This is a genomic window from Burkholderia sp. Se-20378 (genome assembly GCF_017104665.1).
In the GTDB taxonomy this organism is placed as follows: domain Bacteria; phylum Pseudomonadota; class Gammaproteobacteria; order Burkholderiales; family Burkholderiaceae; genus Burkholderia; species Burkholderia lata.
The window spans coordinates 1-24,129 of the sequence record NZ_JAAGPG010000010.1 but is presented as its reverse complement, the minus strand read 5'-3'; the positions used below and the strand labels follow the sequence as shown (position 1 = coordinate 24,129).

The window sequence follows — 24,129 nt, the reverse complement described above, 5'->3', positions numbered from 1 at the left end:
CTCAGCCGTTGCGCAGCGAGCGGAAGATATCGCCGGTGTGCACGCCGTAGTCGCCCGCGGCGCGATCGGCGAAGAAGAATCGCAGGGTCTGGCTGACGGTCGGGAACGCGATCTCGTCCCACGGGATGTCGGCTTCGTCGAACAGCTTCACTTCGAGACTTTCCTCGCCGGCCTCGAAAGCCGGATCGGTGAGCCGCGCGAGGTAGAACAGGTGGACCTGGTGCACGTGCGGCACGTTGAGCAGCGTGAACAGGTTCTGCACCTCGACGCGCGCGCCGGCTTCCTCGAGCGTTTCGCGTGCGGCGGCTTCGGCCGTCGTCTCGCCCATTTCCATGAAGCCCGCGGGCAGCGTCCAGAACCCGTAGCGCGGTTCGATCGCGCGGCGGCACAGCAGGATCTGATCGCCCCAGACCGGGACCGTGCCGACGACGTTGCGCGGATTCTGGTAGTGGATCGTGCCGCAGTGATCGCAGACGAAGCGCTCGCGGTTGTCGCCCGGAGGAATGCGCGCGATGACTTCGTGACCGCAGACGGAGCAGAATTTCATGTCGAGTGGAAGGGACGAGGTGATGCGAGTGTATCACCGGGGCGCGGCATTCTTGAACGCCTGCGCGTGCAGGCCGCGTGTCGTAAGAAGCGGGGCGGGGAGTGCGACGGAAAAACAAAAAGCCCGGCACTGGGCCGGGCTTTTTGCGTAATTCTGGACGTTGGTTGCGGGGGTAGGATTTGAACCTACGACCTTCGGGTTATGAGCCCGACGAGCTGCCAGACTGCTCCACCCCGCGTCCGTCGAAGAAATGAATTATAAGGAGTAACCCGAGTGCGTGCAAGCGTTTTCTGACAATTTCTTGTCGCTGCTTGTGGGGCCGGTACGGTGGGTGGGTGCGCTAGAATCGAGCGGTTTGTTTCGTTTCTTCTGCAGCGGGGCCGTGTGCGATCGCTCCGGCGCTGTTGCGACTCTCATTACTGTATCGACGGATTCATGGACATCGCTCACGATCTGCAATCGATCGGCGCGCAGGAACAGGCGCTTGTGTTTCCCCATTTCGACCCGGCCCGTGCGTGGGCGCTCGGCAACCGGATGCACGCGCTCGCGACGTCGCGCGGCCATGCGATCGCAATCGACATCGTCACGTTCGGCCAGCCGCTGTTCTACGCGGCGCTCGCTGGCGCCACGCCCGACAATGCCGACTGGGTGCGCCGCAAGCGCAACGTCGTCGCGCATTTCCGTCGCAGCTCATACGCGATCGGCCTGCGCATGCAGCAGGCCGGCGCGACGCTTGCCGACAAGCACGGGTTGCCGATCACCGAATATTCGCCGCACGGGGGCTCGTTCCCGCTGACCGTTGCCGGTGCCGGCGTGATCGGCTCGATCACTGCGTCGGGGCTGCCGCAGCGCGCGGACCACGAATTCGTCGTCGAGGCGTTGTGTGCCGAGCTCGGTCACGACTACGCCGTGTTGGCCCTCGCCAGGAGCTGAGTGATGCAACTGCCCGGTTACGCATGGCTCGCGATCGCGATCGTCGCGGAAGTGATCGGCACGTCGGCGCTGCGCGCGGCGGACGGCTTCACGCGCCTCTGGCCGTCGTTGCTGGTCGTTGCCGGCTACGGCATCGCGTTCTACTGCCTGTCGATCACGTTACGCACGATGCCCGTCGGCATCATCTATGCAGTCTGGTCGGGCGCCGGCATCGTGCTGATCACGCTCGTCGCGATGCTGCTCTATCGCCAGGTGCCGGACCTGCCGGCCGTGATCGGCCTTGGCCTGATCATCGCCGGCGTCGTGGTGTTGAACCTGTTTTCGAAGATGCAGGCGCACTGAGCGTGCGACTGCCATTTGCCGGATGACCCTCATGACCGATTCCACTTCCGCAGCCGTTTCCGCCGAATCCACTCAGCCCGACGTACGCGCGCATGTCGCGAACCGCATCGGGTTTCTCGAACTGAACCGGCCGAAGGCGCTGAACGCGCTGTCGGTCGGCATGATCCGGCTGATGCAGCAGGCGCTCGATGCGTGGTGCGACGATCCCGAAGTCGTCGCGGTCGTCGTGCACAGCCCGCATCCGCGCGCGTTCTGCGCGGGCGGTGACGTACGCTTCTTCCACGATGCGTGGCAGCGCGGTGACCGCGATGCGGTCGACGCGTTCTTCATCGAGGAATACACGCTCAACCACACGATCTTCACGTATCCGAAGCCCTATATCGCGCTGATGCACGGTGTCGTGATGGGCGGCGGCATGGGTATTTCACAGGCGGCGCGGCATACGGGCGGCCTGCGTGTCGTGACCGACTCGACGAAGATGGCGATGCCGGAAACGCGTATCGGCCTGTTCCCGGACGTCGGGATGAGCTGGTTCCTCGCGCGCACGCCCGGCGCGATCGGCCGCTATCTCGCCGTGACCGGCGCGACGCTCGACGCGGCAGGCGCGCTTTACGCGCAGCTCGCTGACGTCTATCTGCCCGATGCCGCACTGCCGGCGCTGCTCGATACGCTGCGCAATGCGCGCATCGACAGCGGCGAGCAGGCGGTCGCGTGCGTGGCCGACGCGGCGGCCGCACACAAGGTCGTACCGACGCCCGACACGTCGGTGCTGGCCGACGCGCGCGCCGGGATCGACCGGCATTTCGCGCAGCCGGACATCGGCGCGATCCTCGCGTCGCTCGACGCCGAGCAGGATTGCGCAGCCGTCGACGGATGGGTCGAGAAGGCGACCCATGCGATGCGCGAACAGTTGTCGCCGCTGTCGATGGCCGTGTCGCTGGAAGTCGTCGAACGTGCGCGCGGCGCAACGATGGCCGACTGCCTGCGGCGCGATCTCGATCTCACACGCTCGACGTTCGCGCACGGCGACGTGATCGAAGGCGTGCGCGCGCTGATCGTCGACAAGGACCACCAGCCGGTCTGGCGCTTCAAGTCGTCCGCCGATATCGATCGCGCAGACGTGCTTGCGATGTTCGACAGCCCGTGGACGCCGGACACGCATCCGCTGCGGAAACTGCAGGACTGACGCCGGTCGGACTGACCGAACGCGAGCTGGAAACAAAAAGGCCGCCTGCATGTGCAGGCGGCCTTTTTCATGGGTGTCGACCGCGTTATTCGTCGCCGGTGTCGTCCGACATGAACGCACGCATGAACACGAGCGCGCCGAAGCCCCACACCGCGTTCGCCGCGAAGCCGGCCGCGAGCACGGGCATCATGTTGCCCGACGGCCAGATGCCGCGCAGCGGATCGATCGCGAATACGCGGGCGGCCGTCAGCACGATGCCGCCGAACACCAGCGCGCCGATCCACGAGGCCTCGCGCTCCGGCGAGACGCGCAGCAGCCACGCCATCGGGATCGCACAGCACGCGCTGATTAGCGCATTCGCGACAAATTCAGGAATGCCGAGCGGCGCGAATGGTTGCGTGGAGAAGCCGGTTGCGGCGATCAGGTCGGCTGTATGAAGGAGTGCGAGCGTGGCTTCGCGGAAGAACAGGGCGGCCAGGAAGCCGGACAGGAATGGCAGGATGACTTTCTGCATCGATGAGTGCACCGCAGGCGCGCACGGCCGGGGCCGTCCGCGCGGAGTTATTCGGAGAGGTGCGTCATTATAGGGCCCGCCCGCCGCGATATTCGCTCCAGCGTCGTGCTAATCACGAAAGCGGAAAACCTAAGCTCAAAAAAATCGTTCCAAAGCCCTGCACCGATCCCTAGACTGATTTCCCAGAAACAGCCGTGCAATCGCGTCCTCGCCCGCTGCACGGCCTGACCGGCGAGCCATCCCGATTCGAACGCACACCATGCATGCGCCGCATATCCGCGACGCGAGCAGGGCGGTGTTTTTCTCAAATTCCGGCAAGGACAGTCAAGCAGGAGCAGCAGATGAATGTGTTCTGGTTTATCCCCACGCACGGCGACAGCCGCTATCTCGGTACGGCCGAAGGTGCGCGCGCCGCGGATTACGATTACTTCAAGCAGGTCGCGGTGGCGGCCGATACGCTCGGCTACGAGGGCGTGCTGCTGCCGACCGGCCGTTCCTGCGAGGATGCGTGGGTCGTTGCATCGAGCCTCATCCCGGCGACGCAGCGCCTGAAATTCCTGGTTGCGATCCGTCCCGGCATCGCATCGCCGGGGCTGTCGGCGCGCATGGCCGCGACGTTCGACCGCCTGTCGGGCGGCCGCCTGCTGATCAACGTGGTGACGGGCGGCGATGCCGCCGAGCTCGAAGGCGACGGCCTGTTCGCGGATCACGACACACGCTACGAAATCACCGACGACTTCCTGAACATCTGGCGCGGGCTGCTGTCCGCGTCGCACGACAACGGCGGGTTCGACTACATCGGCAAGCATCTGCAGTCGAAGGGCGGCAAGGCGTTGTATCCGCCCGTGCAGCGTCCGCATCCGCCGCTGTGGTTCGGCGGTTCGTCGCCGGCCGCGCATGAGATCGCGGCCGATCACATCGACACCTATCTGACCTGGGGCGAGCCGCCTGCGGCCGTTGCAAAGAAGATCGCCGATATTCGCGCCCGCGCGGAGGCACGTGGCCGCAAGATCAAGTTCGGCATTCGTCTGCACGTGATCGTGCGCGAGACCGAGGACGAAGCATGGCGCGACGCCGAGCGCTTGATCAGCCGCCTCGACGACGAAACCATCGCGCGTGCGCAGAAGGCGTTCGCGAACATGGATTCGGAAGGCCAGCGCCGGATGGCCGCGCTGCACGGCGGCAAGCGCGGCGGCCGCGAGGCGCTCGAGGTGTATCCGAACCTGTGGGCCGGCGTCGGCCTCGTGCGCGGCGGCGCGGGCACTGCGCTCGTTGGCAATCCGGAGCAGGTCGCGGAGCGCATGCGCGAATACGTGGATCTCGGCATCGAGACCTTCATCCTGTCCGGCTATCCGCACCTGGAGGAGTCGTACCGTTTCGCGGAACTCGTGTTCCCGCTGATCAAGGGCAACGGTGCGGCGAAGGCGACCGGCCCGCTGTCGGGCCCGTTCGGCGAGATCGTTGGCAACAGCTATCTGCCGAAAGCGGCCCAGAGCTGAGCGACAGGAGGCCTGCGATGACAACGAAAACGTCGACGGCGGGCGCGGCCGTGGCCGCCCGCGCATGGCGCGGCATTGCGCCGTGGCTCGTGCCGCTTGCGCTGCTGGTGGCATGGGAAGTCGGTGCGCGCACCGGCTGGCTGTCGACCCGCGTGCTGCCCGAACCCGTGGCGGTCGTGCGAGCGGCCTGGTCGCTCGTGACGTCGGGTGAAATGTGGGCGAACGTGAAGGTCAGCACCTGGCGCGCGCTGTTCGGTTTCGCGATCGGCGGCGGTGTCGGCCTCGCGCTGGGGCTCGCGACCGGCTTGTCGAAGGCGGCCGAGGTCGCGCTCGATTCGACGATCCAGATGATCCGCAACATCCCGGCGCTCGCGATGATTCCGCTCGTGATCCTGTGGTTCGGCATCGACGAGAAGGCGAAGCTGTTCCTCGTTGCGCTCGGCGTGTTCTTCCCGGTCTACATCAACACGTATCACGGGATCCGCTCGGTCGACGCGAACCTGATCGAGATGGCGAAGAGTTACGGCGTGCGCGGCTTTGCGCTGTACCGCGACGTGATCCTGCCCGGTGCGTTGCCGTCGATCCTCGTCGGCGTGCGCTTTGCGCTCGGGCTGATGTGGGTGATGCTGATCGTCGCGGAAACGATCTCCGCGCAGTCGGGCATCGGCTACATGACGATGAACGCACGTGAATTCCTGCAAACCGACGTGGTGGTGGTCGGCATCCTGCTGTACGCGGTGCTCGGCAAGCTGGCCGACGTGCTGGCGAAATGGCTCGAGCGCGTGACGCTGCGCTGGCACCCCGCTTATCAATCAGGAGCAAAGGCATGAATGCGACGACTTCGGCGGCCGCCTACGGCCCGCTCGCCGGCGCAGACCTCGAGGCCGAACTGGCGCAGGCGCGTGTCGCGGACGGCGACGCGCGAGACGCGGCGGTTCTCGAACGTGACGGCAGCGCATCCGTCGTTCCGCTCGCGCGGCGACGGCCAGGAAGCCCGGTACCCGACGATGCAGTGACACTGTCGGGTGTCAGCAAGCGCTTCGGGGCACGCACGGTGCTCGACAACGTCGAACTCGGGATCGCGCGCGGCAGCTTCGTCGCGATCGTTGGCCGCAGCGGCTGCGGGAAATCGACCCTGCTGCGTCTCGTTGCCGGGCTCGAGCAGCCGAGCAGCGGCGCGCTCGAGACGCGCGGCGAGGGCGGCGGTGTGCTCGATACACGGATCATGTACCAGGATGCGCGCCTGCTGCCGTGGAAGACCGTGCTGCAGAACGTGATGCTGGGCCTCGGGCGCGGCGCGCGCGACCAGGCGCGCGCGGTGCTCGATGAAGTCGGCCTGCTGGAACGTGCGAACGACTGGCCCGCGCAACTGTCGGGCGGCCAGCGGCAGCGTGTCGCACTGGCCCGCGCGCTCGTGCACCGGCCCCAACTGCTGTTGCTCGACGAGCCGCTCGGCGCGCTCGACGCGCTGACCCGCATCGAGATGCATGCGCTGATCGAGCGGTTGTGGCGTGAGCATCGATTCACCGCGCTCCTCGTCACGCACGACGTGCAGGAGGCCGTCGCGCTCGGCGACCGCATCCTGCTCATCGAGCAGGGGCGAGTGGCGCTGGATCAGCCGGTGCCGCTCGACCGGCCGCGCGCCCGCGCATCGGCGGCGTTCGCGGCGCTGGAGGATCGCGTGCTGAAACGTGTGCTCGCCGGCGGGCCCGGTGCGGCCGACCACGGCGCGCCACATGAGGCAGACAACGTTCGACCGGTCGGGCAGATCCGCTGGGCCGTTTAAATCCGGGCGGCAGCGGCCGCCCGTTCTGAGATCTTTTTCTTCGGAGCGATCAACCTGATGAGCATCACCGCAATCAACGTACGTAACCAGTTCAAGGGCAAGGTCAAGGAGATCATTCGCGGATCGGTGGTCTCCGAGGTCGACGTCGAGACGCCGTTCGGCATCGTCACGTCGGTGATCACGACCCGTTCGGTTGACGAACTCGAACTGAAGGTGGGCGCGGAAGTCGTCGCGCTCGTGAAATCGACCGAAGTATCGATCGCGCGCCTCTGAGCCTGCGTGTCCTGCACCGGCGCGGCGCCGCGGGCAACCTGCCCGTTGGCGCCGCCCGGCATTTGCGCAGCGCGTTTGCCTTGGTATTCGACGTCCGGACGAAGTGCTAGGATGGAGCGACACCGATGCCGGAGGCCAACGCATGACCCCCATCCTTTCCCCCGAAGCCATCGAAGCGCTGAAATGGATCGACCAGTTCGGTGAAAGCCGGCCGGTTCCCGCTGCGTTCGACGACGTCGTCTACGCGTTGCTGAACGAGGGGCTGATCTACCAGGCAGCGGCCGACCGGGTCGACCTGACGGCCGATGGCAAATCCTTTTTATCCGACGAATACGATTGAGCGCACGGCGCCGGCCGCGCGGGCGGCTTGGCGCTGCGTCGCCACGGAGCGTGCGATGGAACCGAGAGGCAGCGACCTCGGCGATTTCAGCGAGCCGTACCGCGGCTTCGAGATCGAGGTGAAGACCGAGCAGGTCTGGGACGGCGAGCATGCGCATTACCGCGTGCTGCAGGGCGATGCCGTGCGGATCGACTGGCGGCTCGTCAAGGTCGACGGGATACTGCTGACCGAACGACGCGTGATCGAGCGCGTGCTCGACGAGGCGCGGCGGGCGGTCGATGCGGAGCTGGGCGAGGGGTAGCACGCGTGTCGGGCAGGCACAGCCCGTGTTGCGGTAAAATACCGGGTTGTTTCCGTGCCGTCTGGCCTGTTGCCCGAAATCCATGTCCGTACCGTCTTCGCTTCCTCCCCGCCGCGTATCCGTCGCGCCCATGCTCGACTGGACCGACCGCCATTGCCGGTCGTTCCACCGTACGCTGACGCGTGACACGTGGCTGTATACGGAGATGATCACGACGGGCGCGCTGCTGTTCGGCGATGCCCGGCGGCATCTCGCGTTCACGCCGAACGAATCGCCGGTCGCGCTGCAACTGGGCGGCAGCGAGCGCGACGATCTCGCGCGCGCGGCGAAGCTCGGCGAGCAGTGGGGCTACGACGAAATCAACCTGAATTGCGGATGCCCGTCGGAGCGCGTGCAGCGCGGCGCGTTCGGCGCGTGCCTGATGAACGAGCCGCAGCTCGTCGCCGACTGCGTGAAGGCGATGCGCGACGCGGTGTCGGTGCCGGTCACGGTCAAACACCGGATCGGGGTCGACGCGGTTGAGGACTACGCGTTCGTGCGCGACTTCGTCGGCAAGGTGGCCGAGGCTGGCTGCGAAACGTTCGTCGTGCATGCGCGCAACGCGATCCTGAAGGGCCTGTCGCCGAAGGAGAATCGCGAGATCCCGCCGCTCAAGTACGACTACGCGTATCAGTTGAAGCGCGATTTTCCGTCGCTCGAGATCGTCATCAACGGCGGTATCACGACGCTCGACGAGGTTGCGCAGCATCTCGAGCATGTCGACGGCGTGATGCTCGGCCGCGAGGCGTATCACAACCCGTATGTGCTCGCGGAGGTTGATGCGCGCTTCTACGGATCGACCGCTGCGGTGCCGACGCGCGAAGAGGCCGAGGCGAAGCTGATCGAATACTGCGCGGCCGAACTGAAGCGCGGGACCTACCTCGGCGCGATCGTGCGACACGCACTTGGGCTGTATCGCGGCATGCCCGGCGCACGTGGTTGGCGTCGTGTGCTGTCCGACAACAAGAAGCTTGCGCGTGCTGATCTGGCCGTGTTCGACGAGGCGCGCGCGCATCTGAACGAGGCCGAAGAAGTTTTTGAAAAAAAAGCTTTGCAAGATTCAAAAGTGTTCGTATAATCTTGTTCTTCGCTGCTGAAACACAAAAGCAGCGAAGAACAAAAAGCAGTAACAGTGGTGGCTGTAGCTCAGTTGGTAGAGTCCAGGATTGTGATTCCTGTCGTCGTGGGTTCGAGTCCCATCAGCCACCCCAAAGAATTCCTAGCGGTATCAAGTTGTTAAAAACGGCACTGTCCCAAAAGACAGTGCCGTTTTTGTTTTGGGATTCCAAAATCGGGAATTACGTTTCTCGTCGCTTTACGAACTTCGTTCGAGCCTTGTGCTGTCCGCGTAACCGACCAACAATACGACACTCCGGTCTTTGTTCCGTGATCGTGAACTTGGTCGAAGCGAGAAACACCTGGGCGAACAGAAGCGAAACGACGACATCCTCGGCAATGAACAACGCCGCCATACGCGCAACCCGTTCTTAACGATCGACCACATTGCTCGCGATCCCTGCCTGAACCGTTCGAGTGTTTCGAAAAACCACCCACGACCACAAAGCGCCGCCCGCTACCTTCGCGACGAACTGCAATGCCGCGATCGTCGGGAACACTGTCCCGAACGCAATAAGCGGAAAGATGATGGAGTCGACAGCCGCACCCGCGACGTTCGCGCCGTTTGCGCGGGCCAGTATCGGAAAGCGACGTGCGAGTTGAAACACGATTGCACTTGCTAAGGCCGCCGAACCGAACGCGACGAGAGACGCGAGGGCGATTTCCTTGGCAGCGGGATTGAGCGCGTAACTGACAACGCCAGCGGCCGCGATCAACGCAAACATCCGTGACCAAAGCGCGCGGCCGCGCCAGTCCAGATGGAGTCGGTCGCGAATCGCGAGATCGAGTCCGATCAGAAAGAACGCGATGATCGGAGTCGCGGCGGGTCCGAAATGAGCGACCATCAAGTTCGCGACAGCAACTGCTGCGATATAGATCAAGACGTACATGATTCCCCTGCAGTAAAGAGTGCGCGCTGCGTCGATGCGGAGCCGAAGTTTGCCATACATGGCCGATTAAACGGACTGGCGCTTCGCGACGAGCAAACCGGGTGGAACTTGCGCACAACTGGCGGACGGCCAGAGTCGGGAGCGACAGGATGTCGTCACTGTGTCGCCGGTTTTCATCAATGAATCTTCGACGCGAGATTGAATGGCGGTATCCCGTCGACATGATGTTGTGAAGTTTCCTGTCCCGGCTAAGGTTCTTGCGCCTCATGCCGTTATCTTCCATGGACAGCCCTCGTGCCTCGAATGCTGATCCGTTTTCTTGCCTGCTCGCGTTCCGCGTGAGCAGGCTTTTTTCGTTTATGGCCGCGCTTTGCCGTATGAATGGCGGAATGGGACAGGGGCTTGGCGCGAATCGACAATGCGTAACAGTCTTACATTGGTGTAATGTGTCGGCTTCCTCGTGCCCTCATGCTTTGCAGGGCCGTTCGATCCCGATGACCAATGACGGTGTCGGGATTTTTTTTGCCTGAATCCCGTTGCGCAGGCAACGAGTTGCAGCGACGCCCGGAAGGCTGGCGCTGACGCGATCGCGTCAGGCGTGAAGGAGACGAACGCCTGCGAACGTCACGAGCCAGTGGGCGACGGCGACGCATGCAAGGTACGCGACGATAACGTGCGGAGGGCGACGCCGTGAAAACAGATAAGCGCCGAGCACCGCGAACAGGATGGGCGCGCGCGAACAGATGCGCGAGCAATCCGATGGTGGCGAGCGTCCGTCGTTGCTGCGCACGCATCCACACCGCCACCGCAGGAACCGGCCGGCGGCACGCATAACCGATCGAACGCGACGCACAGGCGGCTGTCGATCGTGGCTCAGGCGATTACGCGGATGAGGCACGATCGCAAGCCCGATCGCTCCAAAGAGACGTCGCATCGCTTGAGTTTCCCAAACTCCATCTTCCGTCGTCCCTGGGCAAGCCGACACGGTATCGTTCGAGCCCGGCGACATCGAGGGTTGCATGCCGCAACGCGCGGTATATTTTGCGGCGAGACGTCCGATCAACAGAACAAGCTGAAGGAGCGACCACCGATGCCGGAAACCCGGGCCACGCTGCGTGCCGCGATAGCGCAAGACGCAAACCACATCGCTCGCCTGCACACGCTGAGCTGGCAAACCGCGTACAGCCACATCCTGCCGGCGGCCTACTTGTCCGACGAGGTGCCGGTGGAACACGCGATCCGGTGGCGGCACTATCTCGATCGCAATGAAAAGGAGTGGGGCCTCGTGCTGATCGCCGAGGCGGACGGCGAGCCCGTGGGCTTCGTCAGCGCCGAGCGCCCCGTCGATCCAGCGCTTGGCGTGCTGCTCGACTGCCTGCACGTCCATCCCTCGTATCACGGAAGCGGCACGGGCAAGGGCATGATCGAAGCCGTTCGCGCCTGGGCGCGCACGCTCGGCGTGGGCAAGGTCCACCTGAAGGTGCTGGCGGACAACGAACGCGCGATCGGCTTCTATGAGCACAACGGTTGGCAACTGGCGGGTATCGAAACGAGCCGCATCGGCCAGACGGAGGTCACCGACCGGATCTACGCGATACAGGCGTAGCGGCCTGGCGACATTCGCGCGAACGGCGGCATGAGGTGCGGCCCTCGCCGGGCAAAAGTCGAACGTATGCCGTTGTTACTCGCCGCAGTACCGCACGAGCAGATCGGCTTCCGTCTCGTGCACCTCGACGGGCAGGGTCGTTGCGCCTGCATAGGCAAGATAGCGCGCGCGATGCTGGCCGTTGCGGAACGACGCGACGCCGACTTTCGACAGACCCGGGATCCCGAGCAGCGTTCGCGTTCTCGTCTCGCGAAACGTGATGTACGGCATGTCCGGAATCCTGTCCTGTTCAGGGGCGAGAAATTCGCGAATGCCCGCGGCCTTTCCTGGGGCCCAGTACAGCACGGACGGCAACACGTAGTCCGTCGTGTCTCGGTCGGCACATGCCAGCAGTTTCGTCAGGTCGATCGTCACGACCCGGTGTCGCGTATCGTCTGACGAGAATACCCGCTTGAGATGCGTATAGGCATAGGGGGCGTGCCCGGGAAGCTGGATAACCCAGACTTCCACGCCATTCTCCTGTGCGTGGGCGAGTGCCATTGTTTCCTCTGGTGTTGCAAGCGACCTTATTGATTCCAGTTTAGCAGCGCGATTGCGGCGGCGAAGCAGGGCAATACCCGGAATAGGAAAACGGAGCGAGTCGCGGCAGAACCTGAATCGCGAACAAAGGCGGAGAGGGGACGGGTGGGTAAATCGAATGCAGTCATGTGTCGGCGATCGATATCGACAGGTCACGAGAATATCGCGATACTGCCAGCGGACATGACGCACCGCGCGAATTTCATCGAAGATTCACACAGTGTCGCGAAACCCGGTGCGTGCGGCTCAACATAAGAACAGAGAGGTCAGATTGACCGGAAAAAACATGTCGTCGAAACTTGAGATCGAGTACCTCGATTACTGTTTTACCGCGATGCTCGAAATCAGGGAGTCCGGTCGGACAGGCGTTGTCGACTGGCATCTCGAATCCGATTCGCAAAGCAAGACGCTTGCGTGGATCGTATTCGACCGCTTTCTCGAACGGCATGATTTCGTCGATGAAGAGGATGCGCGCGCCAACATCGTTGACTGGCTGGAGCGGCTGGCCGATCCGAGATCGGGCGCGTCGGTCGAAATGGCGAAGGTGAATGCGGTAGCTGCCGGAGCGGTGGCCACGGGCGCATCGACCACATCGACTGCCGAAATCGTCGGCGAAACCGTCATCGATATCGCTGGCGATCTCGACTGGATCGAGATGGTCGCAGAATGGCTGTTCAGCTGACCGTCACGATGACGAAACCCGGTTGTCATGACGCGAGTTCCTGTGTTCGCGAAACGCGGTTTCTAAAAAAACGGTACAGAAAAACGAAGCCCGAATCCGGCCGATCGAAAAAATAGAATAAACCTGCTTTGACAACCCCTGCGACTTACCCGAAACTGGGCCCGGGCCTGAAAATATACGGTTGAATTAAAACAAAATAAAACTCCAGACATGCAAAGAAGAACGCTGCTGACGGCGGGTGCGATCATTGTCGCTGCCGGTCTGACAGGTTGCACTGCAATGCTGTTCGAAGACGGTCAATACGAAGAGACGGTCGACCGATTCCTCGTCAGCGAGGACGGCAAGAAATTCGTCGTGCTCGGCAAGAAATATCACTACATCTTCGATATGCCGGAGCATCTCGGCGCCGTGCTGGCATCGCCTTACCGGAAGTCGATCAATGCGTCGCTATATGGGTTCGTCGCGCAGGGCAGCAAGATCTCGGGCGAGTTCTCGCTGAGGCTCCACCGCAATGGCATGACCGACGAGGATTGGGATCGGGCGCTGGAGGATGGCTTCACGAAGCTCGGAAGCGTAGATCTGGGGATGAAGGGTGCGCTGGCCGGATCGCGCTATCTCGCCGATGGTTTTGCGCAGGGCAAGACGTGGTCGTCGTTTACGCATTCATACAAGATTCAGGTCACCGACCGCATCACGACGGCGGGCAAGGCCGTGCGCGTGCTCGCGACGCCCGTCACGCTTGCGGCCGACGGCGTGATGATGATCGGGGCAGTGGTGCTGTCGCCCGTCATCGTGGTGATGCTCGCGCCGGTCGCGGGCGTTGCGCTCGGACCGTGACGCGATCCGCGCGGCACGCGAGCGAACCAATTGCTGCGGCATTGTCACCAAATGGTGAGTTGCCGCACAGATCGTTGCGCGGCCCACGCTCACAATTTGGCCGGTTGACCGTTCTTCCCCGGCCCGGTCAACTGTTTCCCCGCTCGCTCGCGCAGGAGCGGGGGCTTTTTGCCCGTCCGACGCCGGAAGGCTGCGTCGGCGGAACCGGACAGGCGTCCGGCGGGCGGCGTAATCGCATCGGTTGCGCGCCCCGGCATCCGTTCGCCTGATCCGCACGAATCGCTTTCCTCGTGCCTGAGCGAACCCTCAGGCCCATCGCCGGTTTCGACCGGTGATGCCTTGGTCCCGGCGGCGCGCAAGCATGCCGCCGGGATATTTTTTGCGCCGGATGCATGGCATCACATGTCGCGCAGCGGGCGGGGCAACCCGCTCAGCCAGCCTGTTCGACGCTGGTTTCCCACCCGTCGTATTCCCCTCCGAGCGAACGGACCTCGCGGTTGATCGCGACCGTATGGCCGGTGATGTCAGCCAGCGCCATCGTGCCTTCATGCGAAAACCGGACGGCCGACTTGCCGTCTTCGGTGGGCGCAACCGACTCGACCGGATAGCCTTTCGATTCGGCCCAGTCCGCGAACTGATGCGCGTCGCTCGGGTCGGGGAAGTACGCCCAGTGCATCACGCGCCGGCTTACGTCGCTGGCGTCGCCTTTCTTCCGCAATTCATCCAGCACGCGCATGTCGCGCATGATCAGCCAGTCGTCGTCGGTCGGGTAGAGCGTTTGCCAGTACGCTTCCTTGTCCGCATCGTCCTGGTGCGCGTACTGCAGCGCGTAGGTTGTCTGATCGGCCAGCGCGTCGACGATCTCGGCCGCTGACTCTTCGTCGAACGGCACGTAGAACAGGAAATCGCGATGGCCGTCGACGGTGATGCGGCCAACCTGCACGCCACCTTTCGCGGCGATCGTGGCGTCGAGCAGATCCTCGATCGTCGCGAGACCGGCGAATTCGTCGCCGGTCGGCAGGCCTTCCGGCGTCGGATGTGCAAAGGGGACGCGCACGCTGAGCAGCGACGTGCGCGGATCGCCTTCGGCGAGTTCCGCAAAGCTGTGGTTGAAGCTGATGAAAGCCTGATGGTCGCCCATTCTGGCAGGGAAGGTTCCCCAGGCGTCGGTCATGTGTTTCTCCCGTGCACGATTGTCTGTTGACGGTTGTAAAGCGCCTCAATGTATCATCGAAAATCGCGTTGGCCGGAGAAGCGCACATGATCGCGAGTCTGGGCATCCTGGTGCCGGTCGAAGACGATCGCTTCCGGGCGGTGGTGGATTTCTATCGGTTGGCGCTCGCGCTGCCTGTGCATTCCGAAGGCGTGTCGGCGGCGGGGAATCCATGGCATCGCTTTGTCGTGGACGGAGCGACGCTGACCATTCATACGGGCCGCGGTGGCGTGTTTCCGTATCCGGAGTTTCGACCGACCGGCCACGGGATTGCGCTGGCCATCGAAGTCGTGCATGTCGCGGAAGCCATTGCGCGACTTGAATCGTGCCGCGTCGGCATCCTGAACGAGTGGGACTACGGCGACGGTACGATCGCGATTTCCGTGGCGGATCCGGCGGGAAACGTCTGCGAAATATGGGGCCGTCCGTGACCGCGCATCGGTACGACGGGCCGTAAAAAAATTCGAAGGAGATGCCGATGTCGATGTTTGCGGTGAATGGAGTGCGAATCGATCCGCTCAGCGCGCGCGTGACGCATGTGCGCTGGGCGGCCGTGAATCCGGCTGACCGGTCGTGGGCGGCGACGCCAAGCGAGGCGCCGGTGGCGGACGTGGCGCGCGCGCTCGCGTCCGGTAACGACGTCCGCGCCATCTTCTCGGCATCGGACGACACCGCGATCGGACCCAGGCTGAAACGCGTGCTGTATCGCGATGCATCGGAAGGCATCGAGCTCGACATCGATGCGACGAACGAGTCGCGCACGCTGCGTGATCTGCCGCAAATCTGACCGGCGCGGCATGCGTCAGCGATAGCGGGTGTCGTCGCATGGATGGCGATGCCTGGCCGAACGGCCGGTCGCACGACGTCGATCGCGAGGAGTAGTATTGGCTGATCGTCATGCTGCATGGGCGGTTGCGCCGAACGGTCTGACGGGGCACGTGATCTTCAGCGAGCCCGTTTTACCGGAAGCGAATATCGCAAACGCGTACGAGACCATGTCCAGACCGCTCATCGCCCCGTTGGCATCCGCTCTTTGCCTGGCGCTATCGGCTTGCCAGACCGCGCCCGAGTCGTCTCTGCTACCGTCGCCCGACACCGCGTCGGCAGCCGCTGCCGTTCCGGCCTCGTCATCGTCCGAGCCGATTCGTGGCGTCGGCCAGGCGCCTCATCTGGCCGGGCAGAGTCACTGGGCCATCGGTCAATGTACGACCAACGGCACCGTCAAGGTGTGCAACTGAACATGACCGATGCCGGCGGAGCGTGGCCCGTTCCGCGCGGACGAAGGCGCGTCGTCGTGCATCGATGCCTGCCTTCGTCGATCCCGACCATTTTCGGTCGACACGCTGTCCGTCTCGGCGCGTCGATCGGGTGTCCGACCTCGATGAGCCGGTTGTCGTCGATGTGAGCGATCGCGCGATGAATGATGAAGGCGAAACCACCGATTCCGGCTGGCACGTCGATCCCGTCGCGGGAACCGTCGTCGGCCAGTTGCCGGTGACGCTGGCGGTCGACAGCCGGAGCCTGAAGAGAAGGGCGATCGCGTGCATGGTGCTGGCCGCCGCGAGCCTGTGCGGCTATGCGGCCGCGCCGGCGCTCTGGCCGGTGGCGGCACTGGCCGTGTTGCTGGCGCTGGCAGGGGCCGCCTTCTTCGCGTCGTCGCGGCGCAGGATGGCGCTGCAGGTCGACGAGACGGGCTTCAGGTTGACCGGGGCCTTACGCGAACAACCCGTCACGCCATGGCGTGACGTCACCGAATTCCGGATCGTCAGCGTCGCCGGAAATCGCTACATCGGCTACCAGTTCTCGGCGCTTTCATCGCGCACCAGGGTACCGGGTGGCGTGATGCTGCCGATCGCCGGGTTTGCCGATCTGCCGCTCGATGCGGTGGCCGGATTGCTGGAGGCGTGCCGCCGTCAGTTCGGCGTGCCGGACAACGAGGGCGACCGAACGGGCCGATGACGCCCGATGCGGGGAGCCCGCGTGCGCCGATATCCGTGAAAACAAAAAAATGTCGGGTGCCGTGTCGATTTCCGCCGGAGTCGTCCGTCGTAGCATCGGAGGCGTGCGCATCGCGCGTCCGTCCCGATTCCGATACGACAACCGACCGAAGGAGCGATACCCATGTCCACGTCCGTCAAACCGATCCCGGAAGGGATGCGCACGCTGACGCCGCACCTGATCTGCGCCGGCGCAACAGCAGCGATCGACTTCTACAAGCGCGCGTTCAATGCGAGCGAACAGTTTCGCCTGGCGATGCCCGACGGCCGGCTCGCGCACGCGTGTCTCGTGATTGGCGATTCGACACTGATGCTGGTGGATGAAATGCCCGATCACGGCGCGCTCGGGCCGAAGGCGCTGAAAGGCACGCCAGTCTGCCTGCACCTGTACGTGCCTGACACCGACGCGGCGATCGCAAAGGCGGTCGAGGCCGGTGCGACGGTCACGATTCCGGCTGCCGACATGTTCTGGGGCGATCGCTACGGGCAGGTCGAGGATCCGTTCGGTCATCGCTGGTCGCTCGCGACGCATCAGCGCGACCTGACGCCCGAGCAGATCACGGAGGCCATGGCCAGCGCGCCGCCGTGCGGAAGCTGACGCAGCCACGCAACCGCAGTTGAGCGGCGGGACGGCGGCACGCGCGCGCTTACGCGCCGGCCGCCTTGCTGCGCTGCTTGTCCTCGTACATCCGTTGATCGGCCGATGCAAGCAGGTCGGCCACGTCGCGATGGTGCGCGGGATCGTAGTCGACGTGCCCGACGCTGAACCGGATGTCATAGCCGCGTGCGTCGGCCGCGTTGCGCAGCGCGAGCGCCTGCGTCACGCGTTCGACCGGCTCGGCAACGTCGCCCGGATCGGTGGCGCTCAGCAGCACGACGAACTCGTCGCCGCCAAGCCGTGCGATCACGTCGCTGTCGCGCAACGCGCCCGTCAACGTATCGGCGAATGCCTTGAGCGCGTGGTCGCCTTCGGCGTGGCCGAAGCGGTCATTGATCGACTTGAAATCGTTCAGGTCGAAAAACAGCAGCGCCGCGTGACGGTCGAGGCGATCGCACAGGCTCAGCACGTGGCGGGCCAGGATCTCGAAGCCGCGCCGGTTGGTCAGTTGCGTGAGTTCGTCGGTGGTCGCGAACTGCAGTGCGGCGATCTCGCGTTCGGTCATGTGGGCGAGATCGCCGAGCAGCGCGAGTTCGTCGGGCTCGAGCGAGCGCGGCCGCGTGTCGATCAGGCACAGCGTGCCGATGGGCGCACCGTTCGGCGCCGTAAGCGGCCGGCCGGCATAGAAGCGGATGCCGGGCGCGCCGGTGACGAGCGGGTTGTCGTGGAAGCGATTGTCGTTCAGCGCATCCTGGATCACCATCGTATTGCCCTCGAGCAATGCATGGGAGCAGAACGACACGTCGCGCGACGTTTGCGTGACGTCGAGCCCGGCATGGCTCTTGAACCACTGGCGATCGTCGTCGACGAGGCTGACGAGTGCGATCGGTACGTCGAACAGCCTGCGTGCGAGACGCGTCAGGCGATCGAAGCGCTCTTCGGGCGGCGTGTCGAGGATCGAGAGCGAATGAAGCGTATCGAGCCGGGCCGCCTCGTCGGCCGGTTTCGGTGCGATTTGCATGGGCCTTGTCTTTTGTCCCGGCTGCGAGGCCGGTCACGGGATCGTATGTCGGACAGTATCGCGCATTGTTCGGCGCATCGCCACGTTGGCAATCTGCCGACGGGTGATTTCGGTCCGGTACGGATCGATGCAGATGGGGTGAGAAGCGTGCGCCATGGGGCCGTGTTTCATCCCGATGCGCAATCGGATGCGCGATGCCTCAAGGTGCCCGGCGCGGTGCCGTAAACAGGGCGAGTCCATTTCTTCATCGCTTCCCATCGCACCATGGTTCGATTTCTTTACGCGGGTTATCTCGCGTTTGCGCTGTATCTTCTTTATCCGATGGTTCAGAACACGCTGGCATTCGGTGTCGTTTGTGTGAGCAGCGCGCTGCCCGGCGGCGCCGGCGGCTTGTCGCCGTCTTCGGCAAGCGGCGCGAGCGGACAGGCGACTCGCTGTGCGCCGACGACGCATGCCGGTGCAGCGACCGGGCGGACGCCCGAAATCCACTAAGTGCGGCGGCGCGCTGGCCATTTGGTCGAATTGAACTTCGCGCCATGCTCGCCGATCATCAGCAACACGGCGGATCGAACACGGAGACGTGCGCCGCGCGGCCTGCGTCAGTAGCTGGAGCGGTACGGCGTGCCCTGGTCGAAGCGGCTTTGCCAGTGCGTGAGATAGCGCGACGCGAGTTGCGGGTTGTTCCACACCACGACGACGTTCTCGGAGTTGCGGCTGGCCGCCGACGCGCTGTAGTTGAACGAACCCGTTTCGACGTGCTCGGCGTCGATCACGAGGTATTTGTCGTGATGGATCGCGTAGGCGTCGATCGTGCGCGTCGGGATACCTGCGTTGACGAGCAAGTTCAACGCCTGTTTGCTGCTCTTGGCGCGATTGCCTTTGTCGTCGACGACCACCGCGACATTCACGCCGCGTCGCTTGGCGGCGAGCAGTGCGCGCGTGACAGGCGGCGACGTGAACGAATAGGCGGCGACGCGGATCGAGCTGCGCGCGGCGCCGATCGCTTTCAGCACGAGCGCTTCGGCACCGCCGTCGGGCGAAAACGCCGATTCGACGACCTGTGTCGCAGGTGCTTCGTGAGTGGGGGCAGGCAGCCAACGCGACACGAAGTCGATCGCCTGCTGGAGCAGCGATTCACTTTGCGTCTTGCCGAAGGCGGCGAACGGAGTGGCGAGCAGGGAGGCGGCGAGACAGGCAGCGGCGAGACGATTGCGCGACAACATCTTGGACAGCGAACAATTTCGAGACAGCGGGCCGTGAGTGTAACGCAGACGTGGCGGCCCGGTCACGTGTCGATGAGACGGGATGACGCATCGCGATGCCCGGCGATGGCAGAGGCGGCGACGCAAAGTTGCGTTGTGCGATATCCGAATGCGGAATCGGTTCAATCAGCGGATGGGGGCGAAAGCAGTGCGCGATTGCGCGTGCGGCGGTGGCGGAATAGCGGCGTGCAAGCCATGCATGAGTGCAGCCGGGAGGGCTCGATGCGGCGCGCGACAGCAGCGCGAGCGCGACTAACGATCCGTGCGCGTCGCGCGTTCAGTCATGGACGCACGACGCTGCGTCAGTCCTCGTCCGCGGGCGCTCCGGCTGCCTCGGCTGCGATCCACCCGGGGCCACGCTCCGGCTGCACGTCGCATGCGTCGAGCGGTTCGCCGCACGCCGAGCATACGGTGACCGCATGCATCAGATGGCCGCAAGTGCGGTGGCGCAACTGCACCGGCGGCCCCTTGCCGTCGTCTTTCCAGCGGTCGCCCCACGCCGTCAGCGCGAGCAGGGTCGGGTAGAGGTCGAGGCCCTTGTCCGTCAGCCGGTATTCGAAACGCGGTGGTCGCTCCTGGTACGCGCGCTTGACCAGCACGCCTTCGTCAACGAGCCGCGCGAGCCGCTCGGCCAGCACATGGCGCGTGAGGCCAAGCTGGGTCTGGAACGCGTCGAAGCGGCGGCAGCCGAGGAACGCGTTGCGGAGGATCAGCATGGTCCAGCGGTCGCCGAGCACGGCGAGCGTGCGCGCGATCGAACAGTTCAGCGTGCCGATGTCATCCCATTTCATCGTCGAGTCTCTTGCCTCTCTTGCGGCGGTTCAGCGAAATAGCGGGTTCGATTATAGAACCCGCCTTCGGTTGCAACGGGCCCGGCCACGTTGACAACGACCGTCATCGTTGTCAATAATGAGTTCCAATTTAGAACTTACTCGCGCGGCGACGCGCTTTCAACCCGGAGACAACCCGATGAACCCGCTTTCCTTGTCTGGTCTCGATTTGCTGCGCGCAGCGGTATCGGGTGATGCGCCGCTCGCGTCGATTTCCGAGACGATTCCGATGCGTCCGCTCGACGTCGAGCTCGGTTATGTGAAATTTTCGGCGCGTGCGGACGGCCGGCACCTCAATCCGCTTGGCGGCGTGCACGGCGGGTTCGCCGCGACCGTGCTCGATTCGGTCACGGGGTGCGCGGTGCATTCGATGCTGGATGCGGGCGTCGGCTACGGCACGGTCGACCTGCATGTGAAGATGCTGCGGCCCGTACCGCGCGACGTCGACCTGGTAGCGGAAGGGCGCGTGATCCATCTGTCGCGTTCGCTGGGCGTCGCGGAGGGCACGCTGAAGACCGCGGACGACAAGATCGTCGCGCATGCGTCGGCGACGTGCTTCATCCAGCGGCCGCAGTAACGGCGGGCGGCAACGCCATCGTTCGGGCCGGCGCGTGAACCTTTGCGCCGGTGCCGAAGGCCGCCTGTAAGCGTATGCGGCGCGTGTCTGAAGCGGCCGCTTCAATGTGATAGCGTTCCTGCTTTCCACCGACGCGACAGGAACAGCATGGAATACCGCACACTTGGCGATTCGGGCATCGAGGTCAGCCTGATCGGCCTGGGCACGATGACGTGGGGCGAGCAGAATTCGGAGCGCGATGCGCACGAGCAGATCGACTACGCGATCGGGCAGGGCGTGACGCTGATCGATGCCGCGGAGATGTATCCGGTGCCGCCGAAACCCGATACGCAGGGGCGCACCGAGCAGTACATCGGCACCTGGCTCGCGCAGCATCGTGCGCAGCGCGAACGCATCGTGCTCGCGACGAAAATCGCGGGGCCGGCGCGGCAGCCGCACAATCCGCGCCATATTCGCGGTGAAGGCAACCAGTTCGACCGCAAGAACCTGACCGAAGCGCTCGACGGCAGCCTCAAGCGCCTGCAGACCGACTACGTCGATCTTTACCAGTTGCACTGGCCCGACCGCAGCACGACGACATTCGGCCGTCCCGCCTATCCGTGGGTCGACGATACCTATACGGTGCCGATCGAGGAAACGCTCGGTGTGCTCGCGGAATTCGTGAAGGCCGGCAAGGTGCGTGCGATCGGCGTGTCGAACGAAACGCCGTGGGGTGTCGCGCAGTTCCTGCGCGCGGCCGAGAAGCTCGGACTGCCGCGCATCGCGAGCATCCAGAATCCGTACAGCCTGCTGAACCGGACGTTCGAAAACGGGCTGTCGGAATTCACGCATCGCGACGGCGTCGGCCTGCTCGCGTATTCGCCGCTCGCGTTCGGCTGGCTGTCCGGCAAGTACGAGAACGGCGCGCGTCCGGCCGGCGCACGCATCACGTTGTTCGAACGCTTCCAGCGTTACAGCAAGCCGCAGGCCGTCGAGGCGACGTCGCGCTATGTCGCGCTCGCACGACGTCACGGGCTGTCGCCTGCGCAGCTCGCGCTGGCGTTCGTCAACAGCCGGCCGTTCACGCGCAGCAACCTGGTCGGGGCGACGTCGCTCGAGCAGTTGAAGGAGAACATCGGCAGCATCGACGTGAAGCTGTCCGACGAGATCCTCGCCGAGATCGACGCGCTGCACGAGCTGCAGCCGAACCCTGCGCCGTAAATGGCGCGCGGCCCGCGCGGCAGCGATGCCGCGACGGGCCGCACCGGCGGCGCATTGCTGCGCCGTCGTTTCTTCCGTTATCGCATCTTGAGCCGTGTGCGCGCGACGAACAGCGCGGCGAGGCTCAGCAACGCGCAACCCATCAGATAGAGCGCCGGCGACAACCGGTTGCCGGTCGTGCTGATCAGCCAGGTGATGACGAACGGCGCGAAGCCGCCGAACAGCGTGACGCCCGTGTTGTAGCTGACCGCGAGCCCCGTTGCGCGGGTCTGCGACGGGAACAGCTCGGCCATCAGCGCCGGCAGCGCGCCGCAGTACATCGCCTTCAGCGCACCGATCCAGACCAGGGCGGCGAGCATCGTCGCGAACGATGCGTGACGCGTGAGCCACGCGAACGTCGGGTACACGGTGACGAGCATCAGGACCGCCGCGACCGCCATCATGCGGATCCGCCCGGTGCGATCGGACAGGTGGCCGACGACCGGCGTGACGAGCGTGAGCACGAAGCCGGTCGCGAGCGTCGCCGCGAAGCCCGTCGATGCGGGCAGCCCGAGCTGCTTGATTGCGTAAGTCGGCATGTACAGGATCATGTAGTTGATCGCGGTCGAGATCACGAGCGCGCCGATCGACAGCAGCACCCGCACCTTTTGTTCCGCGAACAGCTCGCGCACCGGCGCTTCCGAGCGTGCCTGCGTCTTGAACTCGACACCTTCGTCGACGTAGCGGCGGATGTACAGCCCGACCGGGCCGATCGCGAGCCCGAACAGGAACGGCACGCGCCAACCCCAGCTTTCGAGTTGTGCAGTCGTCAGCGTGGATGTCAGCAGCGCGCCGAAGCCCGATGCGAGCAGCGTCGCGAGGCCCTGGCTCGCGAACTGCCAGCTCGACATGAAACCGCGCCGCTGCGGCGCGTGCTCGACGAGGAACGCGGTCGAGCTCGCGAATTCACCGCCAGCGGAAAAGCCCTGCATCAGCCGCGACAGCATGATCCCGAGCGGCGCGAGGATACCGATCGATGCGTAGGTCGGCATCAGCGCGATCAGCAGCGTGCCGGCCATCATCATCGCGATCGACAGCAGCAGCGACGCCTTGCGGCCCGCGCGATCCGCGTACGCGCCGAGCACGAAGCCGCCGATCGGCCGGATCAGGTAGGACAGCCCGAACGTGCCGAGCGTCAGCATCAGCGACGTCGCTTCGCTCGTGGCGGGGAAGAACAGCTTGGCGATCGTCACCGCGAAGAAGCCGTAGACGATCAGGTCGAACCATTCGAGTGCGTTGCCGATCGACGCCGCGAAGATGAGGCGCCGGATCTTCGCGGCCCTGGGGCGGGCGGCTTCCTGCGAGGTCAGGGTGGTCGTATTCATCGTGTGTGCAGGTCCCGTGAAAGGGGCGAAGCGCGTTACAGGGCGGCGCCGGCCGCGGCGGACGCCGCGCGGCGAACGGTCGGTGCGTCGTCGCCGAGATCCCAGAAGAGGCCGGCCATCATCTGCAGCCCCTCGCTGACGACGCTCGCGAGCAGGTGCTCGTCGGGTGCGTGCTGCGAGCACGCCGGGTATGAGTGCGGCACCCACAGCGTCGGCAGCCCGAGCGTGTCGGCGAACACCTCGTTCGGCAGCGTGCCGCCGAGATTCGGCAGGATCGCGGGTTTCTTGCCGGTGGTCCGCGCCAGCGACGCGACGGCCCAGCGCACCCACGGATCGTCCGGCGGCACGCGCGTCGCCGGTGCGCCGCGTTCGACGTCGATCTCGATGTCGGCGAAGCCGTGCGCATCGAGGTGCGTGCGCAGATGCGCATGCAGCGCTTCCCAGTCGGTGCCGACGACGAAGCGCAACTGGCAGTGCGCATACGCGGCGGGCGGGATCGCATTGACGGGGTGCTCGGGGTTGCCGGCCTTGAACGCGAGGATCTCGAACGTGTTCCAGCCGAACACGCGCTCGGCTGCGGTGAGGCCGGGCTCACGG

Annotated in this window: 31 protein-coding genes and 2 tRNA genes; 22 read left to right on the top strand and 11 right to left on the bottom strand. The window is 64.7% G+C overall.

Annotated features, from left to right (window positions below; all coding sequences use genetic code 11):
- Position 1 precedes the first annotated feature (1 nt).
- Complete coding sequence (locus G3N93_RS03035) at positions 2-547, bottom strand: NUDIX hydrolase (protein WP_011351855.1); 546 nt, start codon at positions 545-547, stop codon at positions 2-4.
- Positions 548-708: 161 nt separating this feature from the next.
- Positions 709-785, bottom strand: a tRNA-Met gene (locus G3N93_RS03030).
- A 197-nt stretch (positions 786-982) separates the two neighbouring features.
- On the opposite strand from G3N93_RS03030, the gene G3N93_RS03025 reads away from it, so the two are divergent.
- The 3 genes from G3N93_RS03025 to G3N93_RS03015 are packed head-to-tail and all read left to right on the top strand — an operon-like array spanning position 983 to position 3,008.
- Positions 983-1,480, top strand: coding sequence for a heme-degrading domain-containing protein (locus G3N93_RS03025; protein WP_206132256.1), 498 nt, complete (start codon positions 983-985; stop codon positions 1,478-1,480).
- Positions 1,481-1,489: 9 nt separating this feature from the next.
- Positions 1,490-1,822 carry a multidrug efflux SMR transporter gene (locus G3N93_RS03020; protein WP_321200025.1) on the top strand — a complete coding sequence of 111 codons (333 nt, stop codon included), beginning with the start codon at positions 1,490-1,492 and terminating at the stop codon, positions 1,820-1,822.
- A 31-nt stretch (positions 1,823-1,853) separates the two neighbouring features.
- Positions 1,854-3,008 (top strand): enoyl-CoA hydratase/isomerase family protein, encoded by a 1,155-nt coding sequence (locus G3N93_RS03015; RefSeq protein WP_206132255.1) that lies wholly within the window; start codon positions 1,854-1,856, stop codon positions 3,006-3,008.
- Between the two features lie 85 nt (positions 3,009-3,093).
- Here the strand turns inward: G3N93_RS03015 and G3N93_RS03010 are convergent, their stop codons facing one another.
- Positions 3,094-3,522 carry a hypothetical protein gene (locus G3N93_RS03010; RefSeq protein WP_174936847.1) on the bottom strand — a complete coding sequence of 143 codons (429 nt, stop codon included), beginning with the start codon at positions 3,520-3,522 and terminating at the stop codon, positions 3,094-3,096.
- A gap of 341 nt (positions 3,523-3,863) precedes the next feature.
- Here G3N93_RS03010 and ssuD point away from each other — a divergent pair, with 341 nt between their 5' ends.
- From ssuD to G3N93_RS02970, 8 genes are all read left to right on the top strand, one after another.
- Positions 3,864-5,021, top strand: coding sequence for an FMNH2-dependent alkanesulfonate monooxygenase (ssuD, locus tag G3N93_RS03005; RefSeq protein ID WP_206132254.1), 1,158 nt, complete (start codon positions 3,864-3,866; stop codon positions 5,019-5,021).
- 17 nt (positions 5,022-5,038) lie between these two features.
- Entirely contained in the window at positions 5,039-5,851 is an 813-nt protein-coding gene (gene ssuC, locus G3N93_RS03000; RefSeq protein ID WP_174934338.1) for an aliphatic sulfonate ABC transporter permease SsuC, read from the top strand.
- Positions 5,848-6,807, top strand: coding sequence for an ATP-binding cassette domain-containing protein (locus G3N93_RS02995; protein ID WP_174934331.1), 960 nt, complete (start codon positions 5,848-5,850; stop codon positions 6,805-6,807). Before ssuC ends, G3N93_RS02995 begins: the two co-directional genes overlap by 4 nt.
- 57 nt (positions 6,808-6,864) lie before the next feature.
- Positions 6,865-7,080, top strand: coding sequence for a molybdopterin-binding protein (locus G3N93_RS02990; protein ID WP_006476104.1), 216 nt, complete (start codon positions 6,865-6,867; stop codon positions 7,078-7,080).
- A 142-nt stretch (positions 7,081-7,222) separates the two neighbouring features.
- Positions 7,223-7,420 (top strand): hypothetical protein, encoded by a 198-nt coding sequence (locus tag G3N93_RS02985; RefSeq protein ID WP_027787628.1) that lies wholly within the window; start codon positions 7,223-7,225, stop codon positions 7,418-7,420.
- A 55-nt stretch (positions 7,421-7,475) separates the two neighbouring features.
- A complete protein-coding gene (locus G3N93_RS02980; protein ID WP_011351864.1) occupies positions 7,476-7,721 on the top strand; it encodes a hypothetical protein in 246 nt (81 codons plus the stop codon).
- Positions 7,722-7,851: 130 nt separating this feature from the next.
- Positions 7,852-8,838, top strand: a complete 987-nt coding sequence (gene dusA / locus G3N93_RS02975) for a tRNA dihydrouridine(20/20a) synthase DusA (protein WP_241011718.1) — start codon at positions 7,852-7,854, stop codon at positions 8,836-8,838.
- A gap of 57 nt (positions 8,839-8,895) precedes the next feature.
- Positions 8,896-8,971, top strand: a tRNA-His gene (locus G3N93_RS02970).
- A gap of 276 nt (positions 8,972-9,247) precedes the next feature.
- Here G3N93_RS02970 and G3N93_RS02965 read toward each other — a convergent pair.
- A complete protein-coding gene (locus G3N93_RS02965; RefSeq protein ID WP_174934302.1) occupies positions 9,248-9,766 on the bottom strand; it encodes a VUT family protein in 519 nt (172 codons plus the stop codon).
- Between the two features lie 1,090 nt (positions 9,767-10,856).
- Here G3N93_RS02965 and G3N93_RS02960 point away from each other — a divergent pair.
- Positions 10,857-11,372 carry a GNAT family N-acetyltransferase gene (locus G3N93_RS02960; protein WP_206132253.1) on the top strand — a complete coding sequence of 172 codons (516 nt, stop codon included), beginning with the start codon at positions 10,857-10,859 and terminating at the stop codon, positions 11,370-11,372.
- 75 nt (positions 11,373-11,447) lie between these two features.
- Here the strand turns inward: G3N93_RS02960 and G3N93_RS02955 are convergent, their stop codons facing one another.
- A complete protein-coding gene (locus tag G3N93_RS02955; RefSeq protein WP_206132252.1) occupies positions 11,448-11,912 on the bottom strand; it encodes a hypothetical protein in 465 nt (154 codons plus the stop codon).
- Positions 11,913-12,237: 325 nt separating this feature from the next.
- On the opposite strand from G3N93_RS02955, the gene G3N93_RS02950 reads away from it, so the two are divergent.
- Entirely contained in the window at positions 12,238-12,633 is a 396-nt protein-coding gene (locus G3N93_RS02950) for a hypothetical protein (protein ID WP_206132251.1), read from the top strand.
- 279 nt (positions 12,634-12,912) lie between these two features.
- Complete coding sequence (locus G3N93_RS02945) at positions 12,913-13,470, top strand: hypothetical protein (protein WP_241026377.1); 558 nt, start codon at positions 12,913-12,915, stop codon at positions 13,468-13,470.
- A gap of 430 nt (positions 13,471-13,900) precedes the next feature.
- Here G3N93_RS02945 and G3N93_RS02940 read toward each other — a convergent pair whose 3' ends face one another.
- A complete protein-coding gene (locus tag G3N93_RS02940; RefSeq protein ID WP_174936859.1) occupies positions 13,901-14,644 on the bottom strand; it encodes a DUF695 domain-containing protein in 744 nt (247 codons plus the stop codon).
- An 86-nt stretch (positions 14,645-14,730) separates the two neighbouring features.
- Between G3N93_RS02940 and G3N93_RS02935 the strand changes: the two genes are divergently transcribed.
- The 5 genes from G3N93_RS02935 to G3N93_RS02920 all read left to right on the top strand — a co-directional run bounded on the left by G3N93_RS02935 (position 14,731) and on the right by G3N93_RS02920 (position 17,278).
- On the top strand, positions 14,731-15,114 hold the full coding sequence (locus G3N93_RS02935; RefSeq protein ID WP_206132250.1) for a VOC family protein: 384 nt from the start codon (positions 14,731-14,733) through the stop codon (positions 15,112-15,114).
- Positions 15,115-15,161: 47 nt separating this feature from the next.
- Complete coding sequence (locus tag G3N93_RS02930; protein WP_174912433.1) at positions 15,162-15,470, top strand: phosphatidylserine/phosphatidylglycerophosphate/cardiolipin synthase; 309 nt, start codon at positions 15,162-15,164, stop codon at positions 15,468-15,470.
- A gap of 208 nt (positions 15,471-15,678) precedes the next feature.
- Positions 15,679-15,921, top strand: coding sequence for a hypothetical protein (locus G3N93_RS42200; RefSeq protein ID WP_307873383.1), 243 nt, complete (start codon positions 15,679-15,681; stop codon positions 15,919-15,921).
- Positions 15,922-16,099: 178 nt separating this feature from the next.
- Positions 16,100-16,642, top strand: coding sequence for an aspartyl-tRNA synthetase (locus tag G3N93_RS02925; protein ID WP_206132267.1), 543 nt, complete (start codon positions 16,100-16,102; stop codon positions 16,640-16,642).
- Between the two features lie 162 nt (positions 16,643-16,804).
- A complete protein-coding gene (locus G3N93_RS02920) occupies positions 16,805-17,278 on the top strand; it encodes a VOC family protein (protein ID WP_174934289.1) in 474 nt (157 codons plus the stop codon).
- A 49-nt stretch (positions 17,279-17,327) separates the two neighbouring features.
- On the opposite strand, the gene G3N93_RS02915 is transcribed toward G3N93_RS02920, so the two are convergent.
- On the bottom strand, positions 17,328-18,299 hold the full coding sequence (locus G3N93_RS02915) for a diguanylate cyclase (RefSeq protein WP_206132249.1): 972 nt from the start codon (positions 18,297-18,299) through the stop codon (positions 17,328-17,330).
- A gap of 264 nt (positions 18,300-18,563) precedes the next feature.
- Between G3N93_RS02915 and G3N93_RS41410 the strand changes: the two genes are divergently transcribed.
- Positions 18,564-18,791, top strand: coding sequence for a hypothetical protein (locus G3N93_RS41410; RefSeq protein ID WP_241026376.1), 228 nt, complete (start codon positions 18,564-18,566; stop codon positions 18,789-18,791).
- 107 nt (positions 18,792-18,898) lie between these two features.
- Here G3N93_RS41410 and G3N93_RS02910 read toward each other — a convergent pair whose 3' ends face one another.
- Positions 18,899-19,522, bottom strand: coding sequence for a phospholipase D family protein (locus G3N93_RS02910; protein ID WP_011351878.1), 624 nt, complete (start codon positions 19,520-19,522; stop codon positions 18,899-18,901).
- A 341-nt stretch (positions 19,523-19,863) separates the two neighbouring features.
- A complete protein-coding gene (locus tag G3N93_RS02905; RefSeq protein WP_174934285.1) occupies positions 19,864-20,352 on the bottom strand; it encodes a helix-turn-helix domain-containing protein in 489 nt (162 codons plus the stop codon).
- 178 nt (positions 20,353-20,530) lie between these two features.
- Here G3N93_RS02905 and G3N93_RS02900 point away from each other — a divergent pair, with 178 nt between their 5' ends.
- Together G3N93_RS02900 and G3N93_RS02895 are read left to right on the top strand one after the other, a co-directional pair.
- A complete protein-coding gene (locus tag G3N93_RS02900) occupies positions 20,531-20,968 on the top strand; it encodes a PaaI family thioesterase (RefSeq protein WP_039358790.1) in 438 nt (145 codons plus the stop codon).
- Positions 20,969-21,115: 147 nt separating this feature from the next.
- Complete coding sequence (locus G3N93_RS02895) at positions 21,116-22,168, top strand: NADP(H)-dependent aldo-keto reductase (RefSeq protein ID WP_174934283.1); 1,053 nt, start codon at positions 21,116-21,118, stop codon at positions 22,166-22,168.
- 77 nt (positions 22,169-22,245) lie between these two features.
- Here the strand turns inward: G3N93_RS02895 and G3N93_RS02890 are convergent, their stop codons facing one another.
- Positions 22,246-23,532 (bottom strand): MFS transporter, encoded by a 1,287-nt coding sequence (locus tag G3N93_RS02890; protein ID WP_206123089.1) that lies wholly within the window; start codon positions 23,530-23,532, stop codon positions 22,246-22,248.
- Between the two features lie 35 nt (positions 23,533-23,567).
- Positions 23,568-24,129: peptidase dimerization domain-containing protein (locus tag G3N93_RS02885; protein ID WP_206132248.1), on the bottom strand; the 562-nt coding region annotated here is incomplete at its 5' end.

Bases quoted from the DNA above. Each gene is read 5' to 3' on its own strand.
- G3N93_RS03035 (WP_011351855.1), bottom strand. From the start codon at position 547: ATGAAATTCTGCTCCGTCTGCGGTCACGAAGTCATCGCGCGCATTCCT.
- G3N93_RS03025 (WP_206132256.1), top strand. From the start codon at position 983: ATGGACATCGCTCACGATCTGCAATCGATCGGCGCGCAGGAACAGGCG.
- G3N93_RS03015 (WP_206132255.1), top strand. From the start codon at position 1,854: ATGACCGATTCCACTTCCGCAGCCGTTTCCGCCGAATCCACTCAGCCC.
- G3N93_RS03010 (WP_174936847.1), bottom strand. From the start codon at position 3,522: ATGCAGAAAGTCATCCTGCCATTCCTGTCCGGCTTCCTGGCCGCCCTG.
- ssuD (WP_206132254.1), top strand. From the start codon at position 3,864: ATGAATGTGTTCTGGTTTATCCCCACGCACGGCGACAGCCGCTATCTC.
- ssuC (WP_174934338.1), top strand. From the start codon at position 5,039: ATGACAACGAAAACGTCGACGGCGGGCGCGGCCGTGGCCGCCCGCGCA.
- G3N93_RS02995 (WP_174934331.1), top strand. From the start codon at position 5,848: ATGAATGCGACGACTTCGGCGGCCGCCTACGGCCCGCTCGCCGGCGCA.
- G3N93_RS02990 (WP_006476104.1), top strand. From the start codon at position 6,865: ATGAGCATCACCGCAATCAACGTACGTAACCAGTTCAAGGGCAAGGTC.
- G3N93_RS02985 (WP_027787628.1), top strand. From the start codon at position 7,223: ATGACCCCCATCCTTTCCCCCGAAGCCATCGAAGCGCTGAAATGGATC.
- G3N93_RS02980 (WP_011351864.1), top strand. From the start codon at position 7,476: ATGGAACCGAGAGGCAGCGACCTCGGCGATTTCAGCGAGCCGTACCGC.
- dusA (WP_241011718.1), top strand. From the start codon at position 7,852: ATGCTCGACTGGACCGACCGCCATTGCCGGTCGTTCCACCGTACGCTG.
- G3N93_RS02965 (WP_174934302.1), bottom strand. From the start codon at position 9,766: ATGTACGTCTTGATCTATATCGCAGCAGTTGCTGTCGCGAACTTGATG.
- G3N93_RS02960 (WP_206132253.1), top strand. From the start codon at position 10,857: ATGCCGGAAACCCGGGCCACGCTGCGTGCCGCGATAGCGCAAGACGCA.
- G3N93_RS02955 (WP_206132252.1), bottom strand. From the start codon at position 11,912: ATGGCACTCGCCCACGCACAGGAGAATGGCGTGGAAGTCTGGGTTATC.
- G3N93_RS02950 (WP_206132251.1), top strand. From the start codon at position 12,238: ATGTCGTCGAAACTTGAGATCGAGTACCTCGATTACTGTTTTACCGCG.
- G3N93_RS02945 (WP_241026377.1), top strand. From the start codon at position 12,913: ATGCTGTTCGAAGACGGTCAATACGAAGAGACGGTCGACCGATTCCTC.
- G3N93_RS02940 (WP_174936859.1), bottom strand. From the start codon at position 14,644: ATGACCGACGCCTGGGGAACCTTCCCTGCCAGAATGGGCGACCATCAG.
- G3N93_RS02935 (WP_206132250.1), top strand. From the start codon at position 14,731: ATGATCGCGAGTCTGGGCATCCTGGTGCCGGTCGAAGACGATCGCTTC.
- G3N93_RS02930 (WP_174912433.1), top strand. From the start codon at position 15,162: ATGTCGATGTTTGCGGTGAATGGAGTGCGAATCGATCCGCTCAGCGCG.
- G3N93_RS42200 (WP_307873383.1), top strand. From the start codon at position 15,679: ATGTCCAGACCGCTCATCGCCCCGTTGGCATCCGCTCTTTGCCTGGCG.
- G3N93_RS02925 (WP_206132267.1), top strand. From the start codon at position 16,100: ATGAATGATGAAGGCGAAACCACCGATTCCGGCTGGCACGTCGATCCC.
- G3N93_RS02920 (WP_174934289.1), top strand. From the start codon at position 16,805: ATGTCCACGTCCGTCAAACCGATCCCGGAAGGGATGCGCACGCTGACG.
- G3N93_RS02915 (WP_206132249.1), bottom strand. From the start codon at position 18,299: ATGCAAATCGCACCGAAACCGGCCGACGAGGCGGCCCGGCTCGATACG.
- G3N93_RS41410 (WP_241026376.1), top strand. From the start codon at position 18,564: ATGGTTCGATTTCTTTACGCGGGTTATCTCGCGTTTGCGCTGTATCTT.
- G3N93_RS02910 (WP_011351878.1), bottom strand. From the start codon at position 19,522: ATGTTGTCGCGCAATCGTCTCGCCGCTGCCTGTCTCGCCGCCTCCCTG.
- G3N93_RS02905 (WP_174934285.1), bottom strand. From the start codon at position 20,352: ATGAAATGGGATGACATCGGCACGCTGAACTGTTCGATCGCGCGCACG.
- G3N93_RS02900 (WP_039358790.1), top strand. From the start codon at position 20,531: ATGAACCCGCTTTCCTTGTCTGGTCTCGATTTGCTGCGCGCAGCGGTA.
- G3N93_RS02895 (WP_174934283.1), top strand. From the start codon at position 21,116: ATGGAATACCGCACACTTGGCGATTCGGGCATCGAGGTCAGCCTGATC.
- G3N93_RS02890 (WP_206123089.1), bottom strand. From the start codon at position 23,532: ATGAATACGACCACCCTGACCTCGCAGGAAGCCGCCCGCCCCAGGGCC.